At 47.8% G+C, this 21,567-nt stretch carries 20 protein-coding genes; all 20 read left to right on the forward strand.

Annotation, left to right across the window (positions count from 1 at the left end; all coding sequences use genetic code 11):
- Positions 1–236 precede the first annotated feature (236 nt).
- The 20 genes from ACSFXJ_RS04265 to ACSFXJ_RS04360 all read left to right on the forward strand — a co-directional run bounded on the left by ACSFXJ_RS04265 (position 237) and on the right by ACSFXJ_RS04360 (position 21,556).
- A complete protein-coding gene (locus ACSFXJ_RS04265) occupies positions 237–1,325 on the forward strand; it encodes a GGDEF domain-containing protein (protein WP_435923995.1) in 1,089 nt (362 codons plus the stop codon).
- Positions 1,322–2,572, forward strand: coding sequence for a hypothetical protein (locus ACSFXJ_RS04270; protein ID WP_435923996.1), 1,251 nt, complete (start codon positions 1,322–1,324; stop codon positions 2,570–2,572). The genes ACSFXJ_RS04265 and ACSFXJ_RS04270 overlap by 4 nt, the downstream gene beginning before the upstream one ends.
- Before the next feature lie 313 nt (positions 2,573–2,885).
- Positions 2,886–3,911, forward strand: a complete 1,026-nt coding sequence (locus ACSFXJ_RS04275) for an SAF domain-containing protein (protein WP_435923997.1) — start codon at positions 2,886–2,888, stop codon at positions 3,909–3,911.
- Positions 3,912–3,922: 11 nt separating this feature from the next.
- A complete protein-coding gene (locus ACSFXJ_RS04280; protein ID WP_435923998.1) occupies positions 3,923–4,606 on the forward strand; it encodes a hypothetical protein in 684 nt (227 codons plus the stop codon).
- Positions 4,607–4,608: 2 nt separating this feature from the next.
- Complete coding sequence (locus ACSFXJ_RS04285) at positions 4,609–5,448, forward strand: hypothetical protein (protein ID WP_435923999.1); 840 nt, start codon at positions 4,609–4,611, stop codon at positions 5,446–5,448.
- Complete coding sequence (locus ACSFXJ_RS04290) at positions 5,449–7,365, forward strand: pilus assembly protein CpaF (RefSeq protein WP_435924000.1); 1,917 nt, start codon at positions 5,449–5,451, stop codon at positions 7,363–7,365. It begins immediately after the preceding gene.
- A complete protein-coding gene (locus ACSFXJ_RS04295) occupies positions 7,358–9,424 on the forward strand; it encodes a hypothetical protein (protein WP_435924001.1) in 2,067 nt (688 codons plus the stop codon). The genes ACSFXJ_RS04290 and ACSFXJ_RS04295 overlap by 8 nt, the downstream gene beginning before the upstream one ends.
- Positions 9,425–9,442: 18 nt before the next feature.
- The gene (locus tag ACSFXJ_RS04300; protein WP_435924002.1) at positions 9,443–9,931 is read left to right on the forward strand and encodes an ABC transporter permease; all 489 of its coding nucleotides are present in this window, start codon (positions 9,443–9,445) and stop codon (positions 9,929–9,931) included.
- A gap of 30 nt (positions 9,932–9,961) precedes the next feature.
- Positions 9,962–10,429 (forward strand): ABC transporter permease, encoded by a 468-nt coding sequence (locus tag ACSFXJ_RS04305; protein WP_435924003.1) that lies wholly within the window; start codon positions 9,962–9,964, stop codon positions 10,427–10,429.
- Positions 10,430–10,486: 57 nt separating this feature from the next.
- Entirely contained in the window at positions 10,487–10,867 is a 381-nt protein-coding gene (locus tag ACSFXJ_RS04310; RefSeq protein ID WP_435924004.1) for a hypothetical protein, read from the forward strand.
- A 24-nt stretch (positions 10,868–10,891) separates the two neighbouring features.
- Complete coding sequence (locus tag ACSFXJ_RS04315) at positions 10,892–11,434, forward strand: hypothetical protein (RefSeq protein ID WP_435924005.1); 543 nt, start codon at positions 10,892–10,894, stop codon at positions 11,432–11,434.
- Entirely contained in the window at positions 11,421–12,413 is a 993-nt protein-coding gene (locus ACSFXJ_RS04320; RefSeq protein ID WP_435924006.1) for a hypothetical protein, read from the forward strand. The genes ACSFXJ_RS04315 and ACSFXJ_RS04320 overlap by 14 nt, the downstream gene beginning before the upstream one ends.
- A 60-nt stretch (positions 12,414–12,473) precedes the next feature.
- Entirely contained in the window at positions 12,474–13,628 is a 1,155-nt protein-coding gene (locus ACSFXJ_RS04325) for a copper amine oxidase N-terminal domain-containing protein (RefSeq protein WP_435924007.1), read from the forward strand.
- Between the two features lie 36 nt (positions 13,629–13,664).
- Positions 13,665–14,942 (forward strand): S-layer homology domain-containing protein, encoded by a 1,278-nt coding sequence (locus tag ACSFXJ_RS04330; protein ID WP_435924008.1) that lies wholly within the window; start codon positions 13,665–13,667, stop codon positions 14,940–14,942.
- Positions 14,943–15,350: 408 nt separating this feature from the next.
- Positions 15,351–17,834, forward strand: a complete 2,484-nt coding sequence (locus ACSFXJ_RS04335; RefSeq protein WP_435924009.1) for a DUF5704 domain-containing protein — start codon at positions 15,351–15,353, stop codon at positions 17,832–17,834.
- The gene (locus tag ACSFXJ_RS04340; protein ID WP_435924010.1) at positions 17,831–18,352 is read left to right on the forward strand and encodes a hypothetical protein; all 522 of its coding nucleotides are present in this window, start codon (positions 17,831–17,833) and stop codon (positions 18,350–18,352) included. Before ACSFXJ_RS04335 ends, ACSFXJ_RS04340 begins: the two co-directional genes overlap by 4 nt.
- An 87-nt stretch (positions 18,353–18,439) precedes the next feature.
- The gene (locus tag ACSFXJ_RS04345) at positions 18,440–20,233 is read left to right on the forward strand and encodes a CdiA family toxin C-terminal domain-containing protein (protein WP_435924011.1); all 1,794 of its coding nucleotides are present in this window, start codon (positions 18,440–18,442) and stop codon (positions 20,231–20,233) included.
- 9 nt (positions 20,234–20,242) lie between these two features.
- Positions 20,243–20,572, forward strand: a complete 330-nt coding sequence (locus tag ACSFXJ_RS04350; RefSeq protein WP_435924012.1) for a hypothetical protein — start codon at positions 20,243–20,245, stop codon at positions 20,570–20,572.
- A gap of 209 nt (positions 20,573–20,781) precedes the next feature.
- Positions 20,782–21,285 carry a hypothetical protein gene (locus ACSFXJ_RS04355; RefSeq protein WP_435924013.1) on the forward strand — a complete coding sequence of 168 codons (504 nt, stop codon included), beginning with the start codon at positions 20,782–20,784 and terminating at the stop codon, positions 21,283–21,285.
- A gap of 4 nt (positions 21,286–21,289) precedes the next feature.
- Entirely contained in the window at positions 21,290–21,556 is a 267-nt protein-coding gene (locus ACSFXJ_RS04360) for a hypothetical protein (protein ID WP_435924014.1), read from the forward strand.
- The last annotated feature ends 11 nt before the right edge of the window (positions 21,557–21,567 follow it).

Below are 21,567 nucleotides of genomic sequence, written 5' to 3' on the forward strand. Positions count from 1 at the left end.
TATTCTGTTCAAAACTCACGGTAAGATCCTCCTGGAGTCCCCTGGGAAAGGGGCCACCAGATTTCTGTATCCCTGGATATAAGCCAACCAAGCATCCTTCATCGGTGCGGGTTGGCTTTTTTCTTTTGTAGGACTTAAGTAGAGAATATGTAACAACAGCATTCAAATTTCGACAAAATTCTCACATTTTAGGTGATATACTGGCTAGGAAAATAGTCGTGATAGGGGGATTCGAATTGGAACGTTTTCAAGCCTTGGAAGACGGCCTGGTCATCGGGATGAGCCTCGTGATGTTTTTGGTGAGCGGACTGATGTATCTGAGGTGGAGAAATCAGCTGTATTTGAACTTTACGGGAGCCGCTTTGCTTGCAATGATTTCTTCCTTTGGAATGGCTGTCTTTTCCCATGACCGGAATGTGTTGTTTATGTTTTTCGCGTCATTGTATACCTGCGGTTTTGTCATGCAGCAGATTAACAGTTTCCGCTTGTTTTATCCGAAAAGAGAGGACAAGCTTTTCGTCCATTTGGGGGCGACGATTTTAACGGTGCTGACGGCGGCCTCGTCATTGTTTCTCCCGCCGGAGATGACGTCGCTTCTGCTGCTGCTGATTGTTTCGGGTTTAGGCTTTTTTTGCGTTTTCAAGCTGTTTGCCGATACGGGAACAAGGTTGAGAAACACCGTTTCCATCGGTTTGTACGGGATCTACGCACTCTGTCTGTTTGTCTGGGGCATTACCAAGGTACAACGATTGCTGCTGTTCGGAAATCTGTTTCTGATCCTCTCGTTGCTGGTCGTTTTCGCGCTGATTTTCGAACGGATCGCCGGCATTATGCAGGCTGCGGCATACACGTCGACCCGCGACGAGATTTCGGGGCTGTTCACCAGAAAGCATTTCATGCAGCAAGCGCAGCAGCTTATGAACCGGAAGCAGGCCTACGGATTGATTTATATCGAAATGGCGTCCGGCCAAAATGATGTCCATTTATCGAATGATGAACTCATTAAAAATTTGGGCGCCGTGATCGGAAAATATACGGCCGCATACGGAATCTCGGGCCGCTTTGTTCAGGACGGCTTCATCGTCATGGTGACCAAACCCGACGCGGAAATCAGCGATTTGGCGGAACGTCTGCGAATGAGGCTGGAAACGGAGCTGCCCGAATCCATTTTTGCGGGATGCGCCATGATCAGGGAGGGCGCCGATCTGGATCACACGATACAGGAAGCCCGAAAAATGGCCGAGCGCAACCGGGTAAACAAAATGGATAAGGTATACAGTCTGGATCAAAGCAAAGTGTTGACGGATAGCGGGGTGAGATTTTGAACGCCATCATTGTTTCCGGCAAATCCGCCCCGTATGTGTTGGAGGCCATAGGAAATTCGGACATTAGCTTTGAAAAAGTGGGAAGGTTCACGGCCGAGCAGTTTTGGGAATACTGCCAATCCGCGGCAAGAATCAATATTTCCACGTTTATTACGGATGCCGACTGTACCGAGCCAAAAGCATTTATGGAAGGAATCCGGCAGTATAAATCTTATCGAAGCCAGGTCCCCATTATCGTCATTGCCCTGGATCGGCAGGATGACGACGGAATGGTTCATCAGTTGGCGGATATGGGGATCACGGTGATTTCCACCGCCCCGGGGACTTCGCCCAAATCCGTTGCGAAAGCTTTATCCAAGCTTCAGCCGGGCAGCGCTCAAGCGCCGTTGGCCCATGCGGAGGAGGACCCGGAGTTTAATCTGGAAAGAGTAAAAGAGCGGATATACCGCTATACCTCCAGCTTGAAGTCAGGTCCGTTGTATGGAACGGATGTGATGGAAATGGAGCTGCCGGACCTGCCGGTGCAGGAGCGGATTATTTTACAGGATCGGATTATCGGAACGATTACGGTCGCGGTCATCGGGGTGGAATCCAAGATGGGGGCTACCCATTTCAGTATCATGATCGCCAATTATCTACATAGAAAAGGGTATAAGGTTGCCCTAAAGGAAGCGAACGGCAGCCGGGATTTTACGAGAATTGAACACGCCTATGAGGGAATCAAGGATTTTGAAAGCCAAACGACGCGCTTTAGCATAAACGGTGTCGATTATTTTAAAAGCAACAGCCCCGAAGATATGAGCAAGCTGATTTCTCTGGGGTACGACTATCTGATTCTCGATATCGGGTACCCGGATGACAGCGATTGGGGACAGGAATTTTTCAGGGCGGGCGTGCAGCTTGTTTTGGGGTCCGGCAGCGAATGGAGGCAGCCTCAGCTTGTCCGGTTCCGCGAAAGATACAAGCATCTGGACCAGTCGAACTGGCTTTATTGCATTCCCTTTATCGAAAAGCAGGGGATTAACGACATCAGGAAGGAAATGCCGGGAAATTTGATTTACCGAGTACCGCCGCATCCCGACCCGTACCAAACTCAGTCGGACAGCGACGGCTTGTTGAATACTCTTTTGAAAAAATATACGGGAGAAAAGAAAAAAGCGTCGACGAAAACGATCCTTTATAGCGTCATCGGGGTCTGCGTCCTGATTATTATCGTTCTGATTATAGCGCTATTAACGATCATATAATCCTATGATTTCATTCAAGATACGCCGCTCTTCGCCTGACGAAGAGTGGCGTTTTTTGCTTTGGTGCGTCGTAAGACACGGATCTAACATCCTATTTTTTTCGTTAGCTGGTGGTTATCATACAAAAAACGACAATTTTTTTCAAAACCTATATGATATAATTTTCCTGGATTTAGGATGTTGATAGGTATATTGGATCGTTTGTTTGAAGGAGGAATACGCGAATATGTAGGAATAAAGCAGGGTGCAAACGAAACAGGCGCGATATTTTACTCTCAAAATAGCAGTGCGTGCATGGGGAAGGAGCAAAAGAATGTCCAGGATTCGTTTTCGACAAAAACGGTTATTGATCGCCGGATTCATCGGCGGCGTGGCCGTACTGTTAATTTGCTTTATATTCGGTTATCTCATATTCAATCACTTACATAACAAATACGAAAAGCGTACCGCTGAGATCGAGCTGAAGCTGGTCGAGGCGGAGAAGCGGTTAAACGAGGAACGCGTGGATGTCACGGTTGTCAATAGAAACGTTCTTGCCGGGGAACGGCTGCTCGAGACCGATTTGCAGACGATCAGCGTTCCGGTCAGCTCAGTGCCGGCCGATACGGCCGATAAAGAATCTATCGTCGGAAAGTACATAAAGATTCCCTTGCAGCCTAACGCTGTCCTGACGAGCAGCATGCTCTACGAGGAAGGAGTGATCCCTAATGATCTCCGGATGCAAGAGTTCAGGGTAATCGAGCTGCCGATGAAGCTGCAAAAGGATGATTTTGTCGATGTTCGCATCAAATTCCCGACGGGTCAGGACTACATCGTGTTGTCCAAGAAAAAAGTCGAGGATCTGCTCACGGGGACGGTATGGTATGAGATGAGCGAAAAAGAAATACTGACCATGTCCAGCGCCATCGTCGATGCTTACATTAACAACGCCTCCATTTACGCGCTAAACTACGTGGATCCGTATTTTCAAGAGAAGGCCGTCATCACGTATCCTCCAAATGCCAAAGTCCAGGATTTGATCGCATCGGATCCCAATATTGTGGAAATTGCGGAATACGAGATGGAACGCAGGGCGCGGATCAAGCTGGAGCAGGATTTGGCATCCATGCCGCCGGAGGACGTCCAAGATTATGTCAACGGCAAAACGAAAACGGATGCCAAGGCTTACGAATACAGCATAGAACCGCAAGGGCAGAGCGGAGAGGCCCAACAAAATCCGCTGCTTGAGGGCGGAAGCGGCGCCGCAGGTGCAAACCGGTCGGGCTCGGTCCAGTCCAGCCAGACGAGCTCTGACCAGATCTTCAGCGACAGTAACGAGTCAGTTCCCATCCAGAAATGAGGTTGAGAATAGTGAAACAGGCCGTTTTTATTGGAGATTGCGATAAAACAGACCTTTTATTTTATGTTTGCAAGCTGCTGGGAATGAACTACCGGGTTTTGCTTGCGGATATGACCAGGCAAGGCAGATACCGTCATGCCTTTCCCAAAGTGGAGATGGAGAAGAATGTGCAGCAGTACGACAATTTCGACGTCGCGGAATCGTTGGGCGGAGCGTTCGAGCTTGCCGAACTGGTTGCGGCTTCGGATTACGAGTATGTCATGGTCGATACCGATGATCCTGCCAAGCTCGGGGATTGGGTTCAGTCGGAAGAGATCTATCTTGTAACCTCCTATGAAAATCCCGTGATGCAGGGGAATAAGGAACTGCTTGAGGGATTGGTCCGGTCCTTTTCGGAGGGACAGCTTCCTCTTCAAATGACCAAAGTGATTTGCGAGGCCGGCGGAACGTTATCGGAGGATTACTTGGATCAGCTTTACGATCACTTGCCGATCGAGTGGAAAGAGTCGCTGGTCTATTTGCAGGATCACGGGGACATCAGCCGCAAAATCCTGAATCAATTTTCCGGTACCGTGAAGCTGAAGAAAATATCCTCCGAATTCAAACATGCGGTCAAGAGTATAGTCGAATCGATTCTTGAGTTGGATTCGGGTCAGGCAAACCAACTATGGAAAAAGGCAGAAAGGAGTAAATAAAGATGGGAAGAGTCACATTTTGGGGGATGCAGCATGGCTTGGGCGTGACGAGTCTCACGGCGGCCACCGCGGCCTACATCGGCTCGGAATATGATGCAAGAACCTTGGTCTCGCAGCCCCAATGCTGGGATTCCACCTTGGAAAGGTTCTTCGGCAAAACGATATCCCAGTATAACAAACAGTTCACCGAGGTGTCGGCGAGGGGAATCGACGCGCTGGAACGGGCCGCCCGGAGCAACAAGCTGGAGAAGGATACGGTCAAAAACCATGCGCTTCCCATCGTACGCGGGCGTCTCGATCTGCTGCAAACGACCGAGAAGCCCGGCAAGCATCATTCCGACAACGATGTCATGAACATTATTTTCGACAAAGCCGAGGAATACTACGCCGCGATCCTTCTGGACGGACAGTGCGGCACCGATCAAAGCGTCACCCATTCCCTGCTGGATAACACGGATTTGATCGTGGTTTGCCTGAATCAAGACGTGAATGTACTGGATAAATACTTCGATCCGGCCAGAAAGTACTGGCCCGAAGCTTTGCATCGCATTCCGCACATCGTCGTCATCGGGCAATATGATCACGGCTCCAAATATAAGGTTAGAAATATCGCGGCCAAATACAAGTTCAAAGGGGACATCTTTCCGCTCTCGTATAATACGGATTTCCGGGATCATTTGAACGACGGCGATATTCGTGGCTTTTTCTCCCGCAGCAAAGATCTGCCCAAACAGCATGATAATTACGTCTTTATGAAGGAGATCGGTCAAATTGCCGGACGCATTCTGGAATTGACCAACGTGTACGTATCGCACAATCAATTGGAAAGAAGGGCCTTGTAGATGGGTCTGACCTTTATCGTCAATTTTGTAATCATTGTTCTCTTATTAACCTCGCTGATTGTGTTCCTGGCGGTGAAACTGAACCAGAAGCCGAAGTCCGCGAACGCTGCGGGGAAAACCAAAGATGACATGGGCCGGGATTATTTCGAATTCGATAGCATTCTTTCCTACGTCAAAAGAACGATCAACGAGTACGTGAACAGCAATCTGCTGGATATGGGACTTACGGGTGAGGAGTATCGCCGGAGGCAGGCGATTGTCGCCGAACTGAGAAGCGCCATGAAGAATGCGACCTCGGGGGATATCCAGGAGAAGGTTTACCTTAAGCAGTATATTTTCGATTTGCTTGACCGCAATTACGGATTTAATACGGACAACATTAATCTCGTCATTCCGTTTCACGATATCGATAGGCTTACGCATCAGGATAAATTCGATATTATGCTGTACATGTACAAAAAACAGCACGGATTTCAGGGGTTAAGCAAATGGATCGACAAGTATGGATTGGATGCTCCGAAGAAGGTGATCGAAGATCGGACCGTCGATTCTTACATTATTACGGGGGAAGAAGTCGACAGGATCTTCAAGAAGGAATACATAGGCGCTCTGGAATACGAGGATAAGCTGAACATCGTGGTTCAGCGGATTTATCAGCATTACAAAGGCTTCGGAGTCATCGACGAGATTAGGGACATGTCGATCGACGGGGTATCCGGCGGCGTTTCCGGCATTCCGGTCAGCATGCAGATGATCGAAGATGAAATGGAGCTCTTGCAGGGAATGAAGCAATCGAAGTATCCCGGCTACCAGAGCGTATGGATTTTCTTTCGCGGGAAATCGATTCATCTGTCCTTCCTGAGCTTCGGTTCCGAAAACGAGCTGAAACGGGTTTGCCAAAACATTTACAAATACGATAATCCGGGGCAGCTGACCGAGACAAACGGCTATAAGGTGAATGAAATGAAGGACGGCTCGCGGGTGGTAGTCGTGCGGCCGCCGTTTTCCGAAAGCTGGGCGTTCTTTGTCCGCAAATTCGATCTTCCGAATATGCATCTGGAAAGGCTGGTTTCTTCCGAAAAAGCGGGAAACGCGGAGCTGCCCAGGGAATTGATCAAATTTTTGATGAAGGGTGCCCAGGTTACCGCCTTCACCGGACCTCAAGGCTCGGGGAAAACGAGTTTGGTCATGGCCGCGGTGAAGTACATCTATGCAACGTTGACGCTACGGATCCAGGAGATGACTTTCGAGCTTCATTTGAGAAGGCTTTATCCGGAGCGCAACACCCTTTCCTTCCGGGAAACGGACAGCATTTCCGGGCAAGCGGGCCTCGATCTGCAGAAGAAAACCGACGGCTCCGTCAACATTTTGGGGGAAGTTGCTACGGACCCCGTTGCGGCATGGATGATCCAGATGTCCCAGGTCGCAAGCTTGTTCACGGTGTTCACCCATCATGCGACCACCGCCAGAGAGCTGGTCTGGTCTTTGCGGAATTCCCTCTTGAAAACGGGGGTCTTCCAGAACGAACGAATCGCCGAGGAACAGGTCGTCAATGCGGTCAAATGGGATGTTCATTTGCGGAAGGAGAACGACGGAAGGCGTTACATCGAAAGAATAACCGAGATTTCGCCGGTACATTACGATCTGGAATTGCTGGAGGGGACGGGTTCTTCATATGGCGACACCGTGGAAAGCAAGCTGGACGCGCTCTTGAATTTGCAAAAAGAGGTTTATCGCAGAAACCACGGTCGGGTATGGATTGCCCGCAATATCGTGGAATACCGCGACGGCGAGTATGTGGCGGCAGCGCCGATTTCGCCCGAAAAGATCGAGAGCATGCTGTTCAACATGAATGCGGAGGACCGGGTTCATTTTCAACAATTCCTGAATTTGCACTGGGGGGAGCGCCATGAATAAATGGTTTTGGATTCTCCTGATTTGCGGGATTGCGATCGCCGCCTCCGGCTTGTTCCTGATCTATACGATCCTCAAGGAAAGAAGGCGGAAACGGAATTTTGGCAGTGTCTGGACGACGGGGGCGCTTCGCAAGCGGGCAACGCACCCGAAACTGCTGATATTTTATCAAAAATCCTATGTGCAGTTGCAAAAGGTGCCGATCTTCAGCAGCCAGATGAAACGCATCCGCAAAAGATTGTCCGCGATCAATACGTATGACGAATATACGCTGCGCAAAGAAACGATGAGGATTACGTATCTCTCGCTGGGCTTGCTCCTGCTTGCGATCGTTTTGCTCGGCATTTTCAGCAGAAGCTGGATCGCGGTATTTTTCGGGGTGCTGGTGGCGGTAGTCGTCAACGAAATGTTTCTTGATATTTTCGTGAACCGGATCGAGGATCGGCAGCTCAAGCAGTTCGCCCAATTTCTCGAAGACAACCGGCATTACTACCAGGAACTGCGCATGGTGGATGAATCCATATACCAGGCGGCGCAGGTTTCCGCGCATGAGATCAAGCTTCAGGTGGAGAAAATCCACGAAATTCTCGTCTCCAACGAGCCGACGAAAGGGCTGGAAAGCTACTATGCGGTAGCTCCGAACCGCTATTTGAAGGTGTTTTCGGGAATATCGCATCTGGTTCAGGAGTACGGGGACCGCACGCTGCAAAAAGGCTCCATGTACCTGAACGCTATTAACAAACTGGTTCAAGAGATCAGGTACGACCTGCTAAGACGGCAGAGACTGCGGTACAAGCTGGGCGGTCTGACGATGATCGCCTTGGCGCCGATTTTGCTGTCATTTCCGCTCAAACGCTGGGGAGAGAGCTATTTTCCGATTACGAAGGAATTTTACGAAGGACGGATCGGATACATCATCCAATTATCGATTTACGCGATAGCCATCATCAGTTACGTCCTGATTCGCAAGCTATCCGAGAATGACGAGGCGAAATACGTCACCAAGGGCAAGCGAAAGCAGTGGGAGAAGAAGGTCTACCGTTGGCCACCTTTCAAGTGGCTCGTAGACCGTCTCGTTCCCGCCAACCATACGAGGCAGCATTACCGGTTGGACATGCTTTTGAAGGAAGCCAACTCCCCGCTTACGATGGAATGGTTCTACTTGCATCGGGTGCTTCTAAGCATCGGGGGATTTGTGGCGGTGACCCTGATCGCGTTATTTCTGCATTGGAATGCGGTGCATCATATTTTTAACGACCCGACGAAAGTGAATATGAACATCTTGGGCTACATGAACGAACAAGAGATCCAGGACGCCCGGGCAATAACGAAAACGGATAACTCGATGATCCATGAGCTAAAGGATGTCAAGGATCTGACCAGGGAACGGGTTGTCGAAGTCGTGCAGCAGAACGGCAGCAAGGAGACCGTGGATCTCAACAACACCGTTAACCGGATCATGGATAAAATAACCGTCATCAATAACGAATACCTGAAATGGTGGGAGCTTCTGATCGCGATTGCGGTGGGAACGGTTGGTTACTATTTGCCCTTATGGGTGCTTCAGTTCCAACGAAGGATGCGGGCATTGGAAATGCAAAACGAGGTGGACCAGTTCCATGTCTTGATTTCGATCTTGTGCGAGTTCGAACGGATTTCCGTGGAATCGGTGCTGGAGTGGATGGAGCGCTACGGCATTATTTTCAAGCCGGCGATCCAGCGGGCGATGCTGACGTATGACAGCGGTGCGGAAGAGGCTCTCAAGACGTTGCAGCAGGAAGCGCCGTTCGAATCGTTCGAGCGGATCGTCCGGAGGCTCCTGCAAGCGGTCGAAAAGATCTCGATTCACGATGCGTTCGACGATCTGGAAATGGAGCAGGAATATTATGCCGAGCAGAAAAAGGAGCGGCTGGAGCGCCTGATCCGCAAAAAAACGTCCTGGGGCAAAATGATCGGCTGGACTCCCGGAGCCCTATTGATCGGGCTTTACCTGGTGTTTCCGTTCATGTACATGTCGTTCGGCCAATTAAGTGATTTATCCAGTAAAATTCAATCTATTTAAAAAAGGAGTTGAACATTCATGGAAGAGAATACTGGCGTTGGTATACGAGTTGCGGCGGGGATCTTTTTAACGATCATGCTGATTACGATCGTCGTCATTATTACGATATCGTCCCAGGACGCCGCCAAGCAAGGACAGACGAAGATGGCTTCAATTACGACCCAGCTTTCGGACACGGAGTTCAATACGTATAACAATACGACGTTGTCGGGCAGCCAGGTGCTGAACGCGATTAGACAGTATATGAATTTGGATCAGTTCGGGGTTAAGGTGTTTACTGGAAAACAAAAGTACTATGGTGCTAGTCCAAGCTTTTATGGCAATCAATTTACTTATGATGATACTACCAAAATAGTTGATCAAGTATTTGGTTCAAAGCTGTTAACTTTAGATGACGCCATTAATGAAAAAAGCTATGCCTACATCAACCCAAGTGGAAAATTCAAATCCTTTATCGTTAGAGATGACAATAAAATGATTCGCGGTATCGTATTTGAACAACAGTAGTTACTAAATCAATCTAAGGAGTTGATAGTCATGGAAGAAAATACTGGCGTTGGTATACGAGTGGCGGCAGGAATATTCCTGACAATTATGTTGATTACGATTGTTGTCATTATAACGATTTCATCACAAGATGCGGCAAAGCAAGGCCAAACTAAAATGGCTTCGATAACAACACAATTGTCGGAAACCGAATTTAATACCTATAACAATACTACTTTGTCCGGAAGCCAGGTACTGAATGCGATTAGACAGTATATGAGTTTGGATGAGTTTGGAATTCATGTTATTACAGGAAAAGATACAAATGGAGAGTTTTACGGGAATACATTTAATCTATCGATTGGGCAAATAGACCAGAGTGTCAGCAAAAAATTAGAATTAACAAAGGCGCTAGCACAGGAAGCAGATGAGTACATTAACCCAAGCGGCCAATTTAAATCTACTATCGTCAGAGACAAAAACAATATGATCCGAGGCATTATTTTTAGACAGCAATAAAGCAGTCAGCATCCCCTTTCGAGGGAAGGGGATGCTCTTTTGCATAGGTGGGATATCATGAGCGACACAGTGGAGAAAGCGATTTTCTGGATTGTAGAGGTTTTTATATTTATTACGGCCTGCATGTTCGCGATCGGCGGGATTAATATCCAGGAAGAGGCGGTGCTTGCCGCCCACAAGTCATCGGAACAGGAGGAGCGTCGGCTGTTTACCGATCTCAGGGACAAAGGCAATGAAGTTTACACCGGCGCGGAGGTATTAATGAGCATCTATCATATTCGAGAACTGGATGCGAACATTCGGGTCGACGGTACCTTTTTCTCCAAAACCGCGGAGGTTGAAAGTTTGGATGTCTCCCATATTTCGCTGACGAAAACTTATCGCGTCGACTATATTTACGATTCGAACGGGACGGTTCAAACTATAGTTTTTTCTTAAAGGGTGATTAGACTGGAGAGCTCGTTGTCGAAAATATTGGGTGTTTTTATCGCACTGATTCTGATGTTCTTATATCCGCTGTATCAACAAGCACAAAGGCAGGATGATCTATCCCAGATTGTGGTTCACTCGGCGGTCACCGAATTTGTGGACGCCTCGCGGACCAAAGGATACATCACGCCTACCATGTATTCCGAGTTAACCCGCAAGCTGGGGGCGACCGGCAATCAATACGAAATCGAAATGGAGCATCTTCATAAAAAGTACAGCCCCGTTTATACGGACCCCGCAGATCCCAACGGCTTTCAAAACAGCTATACAACCTATTTTGACGGTCATTATACGGAGGAAATCATGGGCAGGCTGTTTCCGAACAATACGTCTCCGATCGACGACCCGGACCGGAGGTACCTCATGTCCGAGGGCGATTTTTTTACGGTGAAGGTGAAAAATATCAACCGCACGATGGCTACCATTTTGCAGGATGTCTTCCTGAACGGGAATACGGGGGATAACACGAGGATTTATATGCCGTACGGGGGGATGGTCATCAATGAAGATTACTAATCTGGCCATCTTGTTCGTGTGCATCTTTGTCCCGTTCCTGCTGGTGCTCGATATGCGGACCGAAGCCCAGGAAACGGTGCTTAGGTTGGAAGATCAGTATTCCGCCGCGCTGCGAACGGCCATTCAGGATGCCGGCAAAGTGTTGAACATCAACGAAATGCAGGAATATGAGACAGCCTATCAGTCGGAGAAGTTTTTTAAGGTGAATAAAGAGCTGGCGCTCGACACTTTTTTTCGGACGCTGTATTTGAACTTTGACGTGGCGAATGACCCGATCGGCCAAGGGACGCTGGCCTCTTACATTCCGGTGATCGGGGTGACGGATTACGACGGGTATTTTTTATATACCATGACCGAATACATCGATGCTACGGGACAGACGCTGGCCAAGCCGATGTGGCGCCCTAAAAAGCCGTATGCCTATTCGGACAGCAGGGGAAATACGATTAATTTTACATTGGACAGCTATGTTTATGCTTATGAAGCCGCCCGGGGGGAATGGGTCAAGGGGTACAGGGAGGATCTTGAGGGGCGGACCTCCATTCCGCTGCTGAACGACGACGCCAATTTCGATACGGTCCGGCGCAGCACGATTGTCCGGAGGCTGCAGGAGGACTTCGCTTATTTTATCAACGCCTACAACGAATATGCCACACGCTATGGCATTAGCTATACGTTCAAGCTGCCGGAGATTTCCCAGGAGGAATGGACCAATACGATCAGCGACATCGGGTTCATCGCCTTTATCCAGGGAATCCCCGTCGGAGATCAAACCTATAACAATTACGCCTTTGGCGGAGGGCGCCTGGTCAAAAAAGAACATATCGTCGGCGGAGTAGATCCGCGGACAGGCATAAAGTATTTCTACAAAGAAGGGTGCACTTTCCCTTACGAGCCTAAAGAGAACTTTGATCATGCGAAGGACGCGGCCGCGAAGGGGTATTTTCCCAAGGAATGCGTTAACGGATGGGATTCTTAATGTGGATTAAAAGTCTATGTATTTTGGGAATATCAATATAAAAATTAAGGAGTTTTGCTCATGTTCAGTAACCGGTATATGAAGCTGAAGAAGTCGAAAAATAAGGTGGCTGCTTTTCTCGCTGTGGTCATGGCCGTAAGTTTTTCGGGGGTTGCCTATGCCTCCGGAACGCCGGTTAGAGTGGTGGTTGACGGAGTGAAGTATCCGATTGAAGAAACGACTCCGTTTACGGAGGGAGGAACTACTTGGGTGCCGCTTCGATTCGTATCTGAAAAAATGGGAGCGAAGCTGAACTGGGATCCGAAGACAAACCTGATCTTGATCAGTAAAGGCGATGTCAATATCTCGCTGACTGTCGGCTCTTCCTCCGCCCAAGTAAACGGAGAAACCGTAACCCTGGATGCGGCAGTCATGCAGAAGCAGGGAATCACCATGGTACCGCTTCGATTCATCAGCGAACAATTGCATGCCGAGGTAAGCTGGCTCCCATCCTTGGGAACGGTGAACATCGTTATGCCGGACAAGGAGCCGGGAGAAACCGATCCTTACGGGCGCAAGATCCGGACAACAAATCTTCCAAAGAACTATCAAGAGTTTCCATATATTTTGGAGGATATCCCGAATGAAATGTATGAGATGAAAATCGGTATTCCGAGTGATACGAAGAATATCGGGTTTTCCGATGCGTTTGGATATACGCCTCCGGCTAAGTTATTGAAAACCAACCCCGAATTTACGAAAGAGAATATTGACATATGGATGGATCATATTGTGAAATTTGGAGATTTATCGCTAAACATCAATTACAGAACTATGGACAATCAGAAGTGGGTAGATGATATGTTAGCGCATATTCTTGAGCAATCTAAGGGATCTGTTTCTAGAAAGCTTAGAAATTACGCGGCTTGGGTCAAAGAAAATCAAATCATTATTGAAGGTCATATTGAGCCGGAGCCTTCTATGATTTTCTTTGACAACTGGGGAGTATACTGTGTTCGCTCGAAAATAAAGTTCAAATTTACATCCTTCAATGAATCAAGAGATTTATTGTATAACGCGGATGATCGAGGAAAGTTTAAAAAGAATGTCTGGTACACAGGATATGTAGATGTTGAAATGTTTACAAATGTAGGCGGAGTCTGGGGAGATACTCTTAAAGTTGACGGGGGAGCCGATTTACTGAAATATTCTAATTTAAAAATATTAAAGAAGTAAATCGTTCGTAATTAATGCAAGAAAAGGGTGAAAGTGATGAAAAGGAAAATCGTTAAAAATATCGTTATAGGTATAACCGTAAGCTCCATGCTGACTCCTTTGTTAGCTTCGCCGTCACACGCAGAATCGTCAGGTTTTAAAGATGTATCCGATAACCACTGGGCTAAATCCGGCATACTAAATGCTGTGCAACAAGGAATTGTAGGTGGATACCCGGACGGTTTATTCCATCCCGACAATGAGGTGTCCCGAGCCGAATTCATCAAAATGACAGCCGCCGCATTGAAACTTCAGGTGGAGACGGCGGAGCCCTCCGAGAGATGGTATGAGCCGTTCTTTGAAGCTGCGACCTCTGCCGGAATCTATGTGGAGGGGGATTTTGCCACCAAAGATTGGACGAAGCCGATGACTCGTTTGGAAATGGTGCATATTGCTGTCCGGGCGATCGGGGAAACGGGAGAAGATGATTACGAATTTATGTATAAAGCCGCAAAATCGGGGCTGATCTCCGGCACGGGAGACGGAAACCTAAATCCTGACGGCACAACCACAAGAGCGCAGGCCGTTGCAGTCATCCAGCGTATTCAACAAGTTAAGGGAGGTGCGACCCTTCCAATAGATGAAGCTGCCGTTACCCGAGCCGAAAAACTGATGAATGCCGAAAAAGATCCTTGGGGCAGGCCCATACGGACAACGAATCTTCCCTCTAATTACAAGGAGTACCCTTACATTCTCGAGGAATTGCCCAATGAAATGTATGAGATGAAAATCGGGTTTGGCAATGCTTTTGGTTATACACCTCCGGCAAAACTTCTAAAAAAGGATCCCGAATTTACGAAAGAAAATATCGACATATGGATGGACCATATTGTGAAATTTGGAGATTTATCGCTAAATATCGACTACAGAACTATGGACAGTCAGAAGTGGGTGGACGATATGTTAGTGCATATTCTTGAGCAATCCCAGGGATCTATTTCTAGACCGCTTAAAAAATATGCTGCTTGGGTCAAGGAAAATCAAATTATTATTGAGGGTCATATTGAGCCGGAGCCTTCCATGATTTTCTTCGACAATTGGGGAAAATACTATGTTCGCTCGAAAGTGAAATTCAAATTCACATCCTTTAAAGAATCGAAAGATTTACTATATAACGCAGATGATCGAGGAAAGTTTAAAAAGAATGTCTGGTACACGGGATATGTGGATATGGAGATGTTTACTAATGTAAGCGGGGTTTGGGGGGATACTCTTAAAGTTGGTGGCGGGGCCGATTTAATAAAATATTCGAATTTAAAAATATTAAAGAAGTGATTCTGAATTATGAAGCATTTATTCAAGAAAATTATTGTAACTATTGGGGTTTTAATTTTAATTTTTCCTTATATAGGGACAAATATTGCTCAAAGTGCTAATTCGATACGTGCTGAGATAGTTAATGGTGCGATAGAATTTCAAATTCCTTCTACCGCGGCAAGTTCTTCGATTCGCTACAAAACAATAGGATGGACGGTTCGTAGAGATAAAGTTTGTACGTATAAAAGTAACGGGAATAAGGATGTTTGCAATCCAAGGCAGGATAGCGACTATGTAGGATTTGAAGGGAGCAAGGAAGTTAAGCAAATTAAGCAAGAGCCCCAAAATCCCAAACCCGGAGAAACTGTAGTCACTTACTTTTCAGTTCCCGAACCGATGGTTTCTGCCAAGTTAATGGCTCATAATATGGGGGATGTAAAAGACGGGCAAGAAGTCTATTTAAGTGCAATCATGATCTCCATTGATAAGAATGGTAACAAACGAAGTGGGCCCTGGTACACATTATCTGATATTAAAAAGGCGGAAGGTTGGGCGCATCCCGAGGATTTGGACGATTATTTTGACATACCAACGATTTATCACAGCGCTGAATACCCAATAAAGCATGTTTTTGTCAAAGAGAGCAAGGAGGACCCGAGGTATCCTTTTAAATGGGAGGATGCAGGGAAATCCAAACCAGGGGTCGCGTTTCCATATACGATTAACGGCGGAAACGGCACGACGACGGATTCTGGTGGAAGAGAATACAAGATCGTAAAATCTTATCTAGTACCTATCGGAGAGTTATCCAAACGGAAATTTGAAGTTATTGCTGACGGTAGTGACCGCGTATTTAAAAGGAATTTTACGGTTGATTTAGGCGGCACCTATGTCGTATCGGTATGGAGGGAGAAATGTAAAGATGAACCGGGGGGCTGTGGTACGGGAGGCGAAGGATCCGGTGACTGCACCTACACCATCGAGCCCCCGGATCAGGTGGGAGACCTCACCGCCTCCGTCCTGGATCCCGATGCAACCGGGGAGATCCTGGCTGACGATGGGGCGAACCAGGGCATCCATTTTGACGCCGAAAGGGCGATTCCCACCTCGGAATACTTGTATGCCAATACGTGGGGCTTGAATTATCTCTTCCAGCATACTTTTGGACAGTTGGAAGGGGAGGTCATTTATCAATGCAAGGTGGATGTCACTTATCCGACGAAATGGGAAGAGGAACAGCCGGATATTCCCGGCCCTGACGGGAACCCGGTTCCCCAGGATCCGATTCCCCGAACGGGGAAGCTGGACATCACCTATGAATTTGAGTTGGAACCCCGGCGGTATTCGTACTGGCAGATCAACCAGCTTGAAGTGTTCGAAATCGATCAGGCGATCATGGAGAACTATGCCCTGCCGGGCGGCCAAGTTACGCTATACCCGAACGGGTATGATCCGCCAACGGTTGAACTCCGTAACAGCACGATCGTTGAGGACCATGTATTTCCGAAGGATACCGGAACGATCAGCTTTACTCCGGAAGTGATCGATGGCGGGAACCAGGAACCGACCGAAGCGGATGCTCCGGATGACACGGAAGCGCTGAAGGCTATCGCCGAATCCCAAACGGAAGATCCTGAAGTGCAGAATGACGGACTTATTTTTAATAGCGAAACGATCATGGATGATTCCTTGGTTGTCCAGGATGGGCCGATGCCTTCGGAAATTCCTTACCCGGACAGGATCGGGGACGATGTGCTTTATGAAGGCGGGCAATGGATCAGCAGCTCGCTGTTGAACAAAGCGAATGCCGAAAGTGACGGAACCATTTATTATCGCCTGCTGCCGGAACAGGTGGACGGGGGAAGCGACCGGCAATTTCCCATTTACGGCATTAACGACGTCACCGTCCATACGCCGGTGGTGAACTATTCGTCGGTCAGCGACGATCAACTGCACAACCAGAAAACAAAGCCGAACACCGCGCGGGCGGCGTTGATCCTGGAGCGGCCGTTTACGGTGCGGATTCCGACGAACGGTCAGCATTTGAGCGAATGGTCTTACCCGGGATACGGGGATCGTGACTATGCCAAATACTACCGGACGAAGCAGGTCCTGTTCCCTTTTGATGTGTATAACGAGAGTCAAACCCAGTTCATTCCTAAAAATACATGGATCGATATCCCCGTGGATCAACTGGATACGACGTTCTTTTTACCGGTATGGGTAGATGAAGGGGACTACCAGGTATACTTCCGGAATATTGCCGAAAACTCCCCGTATAACTACGCAAACCAGGGAGAACCCGATGCCAACCTGGATCTGATCCATCATATGGCGACCGACGAGGTATCGGTGGAGGTGATCGGTCGGGTCTATGATTTTCATGTAACGGATATCGCCGATTATAACTGGGAGACGGTGTTCCGGACCGGGAAAGGCAGCCCGGATGTACGAGGACTCTCCTACTGGATCGGCCGGAGAGGCATTGACGGCGATCCCCGCGGGAACAGCGCGACGTACACGCTGCCGATTCGTCCCGGAAGCCACCCGCAGAAAGGGTTTATGAACACGGCGATAAAGACGGGCTACCACTTCAAATTCGACTTCAAAACGAAGGGAAATATGTTCGGTAAACAGGACGGAATCCGCATCACGCCGACCTTTTACTTCGTGAGCAAGGACGGAAAGCAGCGGTTTGAGGCGGATGTCTATTACAAAACGAATACCCGCCAGTTTGTGAAGATCGGTTCGCCGGAGGATCAGGTACAGCGGTATGTTATTTTGAATGACCGGCTGCGAAATGTACCGACCGAGGAACTGAAGGATACGGCTTCTTACAAGTTCGAGAAATACGATATTTTCGGCAACATGATGAAGCACAGTACGAGAAGCAGTATTTGGAGAAGGTGACGAAGCAAAAGACGCCGGTAGGCGGGTATAGTCTGCTATTATTGCCCGAGCAATTACGGACGTTTATCGGGCCGAAGACGAATTTGCCGCCGTCCGTGGATCAGCTGAGAGCCAATGCGGCGATCCAAAAATGGTATGGGGAATACAGCTTGCCGGCCGATCCGTATGTCGTGAAAGCGGGAACGAATATCGCGGAATACGGACGGACGCACGGAGGGCTGGACGAAAAGTCGCCGATTTTCCGGAAAAACGGATACATCATCGTCAATTTCAACATCGAAACGATCCGGGATGGCGACCTGAATGACCCTCACCTGCAGTATATTGATGCTCCCATGATGAACAAGGTCGACCCGCAGACCAACCTGAAGCGGGAGAACCAGTGGGAAATGGAAGGCTTCCTGCCGGTCGTCAGCGATTCATTTGGAAATACGTTCGAACTCACGTATGGAGATGTTGTGTTCTATCATGCGGACAAGTCCAGCAGAGATGATTTTAGCTCCCAAGTGCCGCAGTAAAGAGGGGGTAGCGAACAAAAGGCCTCAAACTTCATGATGGCCTTTTGTTCTGCACCCGAAGCGAAAAAAGTCATGGGAGGAAGTCGTTTGAAAATAGAAGTGGATGCGAACAGCCTGAAGCAAACGGGGCGAACGCTGAATTCCACGGCTCAAAGCATCGATCAGATCCGGGACACCCTGCGGCGTGCAATGGGAAACTTAACGATGGAAAGCCGCTCGCGGCCGGACGTGGATGGAATGTACCGGCAAATCGATCAGCGCCTTGGGGAATTGGAGCAGAATTTGGCGCAATGGTCCGGCTTTGCCATCCGCAAGGCGGAACAGTTTACTACGGATGATGCTGCCGGGAAAAGGATCGAGTCGAATGCGGGCTGGGATTGGCTCAAGATTATCGGCAAGGCGTTGGATTTTTTGCCGGTGATCGGGATCAAGGGTGTAATTGAGGGGCTAGGCCGATATGTCATCGGCACCGCGGAAGGGATCAGGCTCTTGGGGATGGCGGATGAGTCACCGGGAGATGTTCGTTTTGCCGCCCGGCAAACCAACGGAGAAAATCAACCGGATTCGGTGGTTTTATTGGCGGGCCGAGGAGGAGACGTGGCCGGTTCTGTCCAACTGGCTAGTCAAAAGGAGCCGGGTGAGCCGAATATAAACGAGACGAATCTGGCGATGCTGCTGGAGCTATATGAAAATGAAAGAGGATACTCGCTATTTCGGGGCGAAGTGGTTTATAGAGATATGGCCATGGAGCATGTCCCGCTATTTTTGAAATTTGCCCTGGATAAAGGATATGATCCGGACACCTTCGAATACCTGGAATTCCGGGATCGATCCGAAGCGTATCGGAGAATGGAAGAAACAATAAGCGGTCTGCAAGAAGCGCATCAGGCATATAAGGAGAGTCTGCTTGACGGATATGAAACTCTGGCATTTGGCCGGGGATTATATATGGGGCTGGAAAATAGCGTCAACAAAACGGCGAATCAATTCGTTGAGATCGTTTCCCATCCGTTGGAAAGCGGCAAAGCAGCATTGCAAGGCATCAAGCAGATCTATATAGACCTAAATGAAGAAGCAAGAAAATTTGCAGCGGATCCGGTAGGCTACATCAAACAAACGGCAACAGATAAGTGGAATGATTATGCAGGCTTATATGCTGAACTGGAAAGTCTTGAACCGAGTCAGAGATGGGAACGCATCGGCGGAATCATTGGAGAAAATATGCTCGCCGTCGCGGCAAGTCTGATTGGGGGAGGCGTGGCTGGACAGGCGGTCAAGAAGGTATCCATAGTCGTCGGGTCAAAGATAGATGTAGATGTCCCGATAAAGGACAAGGTCCCCGATAAGCGGAAAGAGTCTTCTTCTGAGTCTAATGAGGATGAGAGGGGGGATGAGGGGACGGGTAAACCTGTACCTAAACACAACTATTCTGCTAACAGCAAAAATCATTTGATAAAACCTGAGGGTGTTAATAAAACAGGCGTAAGTGGCGGTCATAATGCAAAGGAGTTTTTCGACTATTTGGATGCCAATGGAATTCCATATAAAGTAGAGAACAAGGTTCCACATCCTTCTGTCTCTGGTGTATACGATGTGTACTATAAGATAGCAAAACAAGATCGTGGTGTATACACAAGTGAATTTAAAGCTTCAACTCATAAAAAGACAGTTTACGATGAAACTGTGTTTACAGATGAACAAATGTATAAATATTGTCAAGAGGCAATGGATAACGGAACCGAATATTTAACTAGAGGTGGGCAACAGGTAATACAAGGCACCGCATCAAATGGATTAAAATTTGAAGGATGGAAAAATCCAACTACTGGAGAAATAGAAAGTGTATACCCTGTATTAGAATGGAAAAATTATGGAAATTAGGAGGGTTTTATGTTAATAGATAAACAGCCGGTCATTCAAGATTTTTTTTCCTTTTTGAAGAGCGATTTACTTGATGTGCTAGAGTGTTTATCCAATGGAGAGCCGTGGCAAGATCATATGATGGGATATGAACTTCCAGAGCATTCTGAGGAGATTGAATTTAAAGAAGGCATAATGATATTCATTAACACTTCTTCGTATAACGAAATCATTATGAAAAGTACAGATTTCTATGATTGCTTGAAAGAAATATGTGTAGAATTTATTGGGGAAAACCCGGAACAAAAAGACCAAGTGAATCTACTTATTGACAAGATAAAGGTTGTTTTAAATTTGTAAAAACTCCACCCAGCGCTAGATAAACCAACAAAAAAACCAAGAAAAATAGGCAGGGTTTACATCTTACACATAAGGTCGTACAATACAACCAACAAACCAAACACTAAACAATTCAAACACTTGATAAACTTTCAAAAGCTCTTTCCAACTTGAACCATGAGTAGGAATGAGCTTTTTTGCATGCACAAAATCAAAGGAGGATGAAACGAATGGCAAAACGTGAACAGGTAGTGGTAGAAGAGTTGAAGAACCAGCAACTAGCACAGGAAGTAGAAAAAGAAGTGAGGTCTATTGCCCAGGCTCGCGCAGCATACGAACAGCTTATGGATGAAATTCGTGTTTACTGTCAGCAAGCAAGGGAATTACGTGAACAGGCGGCAGAGTTGCAGCAAACAGGACTTACAGATTTTCAGGTTAGCGAAGAGATTCAGCAGTTGTTGAAGCATGCGGAGCATCTGGATGCGGTAGCAGATCAGAAGGATGGACTTCCACGCCAACAAGCACTAGAACTCATAGACAGACTAGAGCAAGAAGCATCAGATTGCAAGCAGCTTGTACAGTATAACGAGGCAGTTCAAGCACGGCAGGAGCAAGAACTTGAAGATGCAAAGGCAGCGGCGGCGAAAATGGTTCAGGACGTAGCGGAACGGCTGGAACAAACAAGGCAGGTACTGGCTGAAAAAGTGGTTCAGCTTGCAGAACTGGAGGGCTAAGCAGATGAGTAACCGTATACCACAAACCGATCAGGACATGATGAATGCTCTGTTGCAGCGATACAAGGGAACAGGCAAACGAATTGAACTGATTACAGAAAAGGGAGCCTATGCGATGCAGGCGAGCAAAGATAACAGCAACTTCGTCATTGAGATCGTGGACGATAGTGAAGTCATTGAAGTTAATGGTGTAGGCTCTACAGAAGAATTGAGAGCGGCTGTTCAAGACACAGTACGTGAAACAATCAGCAACGCTATAGGCAGAACATAACCAGAGGGAGG

The organism is Paenibacillus salivarius, from assembly GCF_051307165.1.
Lineage (GTDB): Bacteria > Bacillota > Bacilli > Paenibacillales > Paenibacillaceae > Fontibacillus.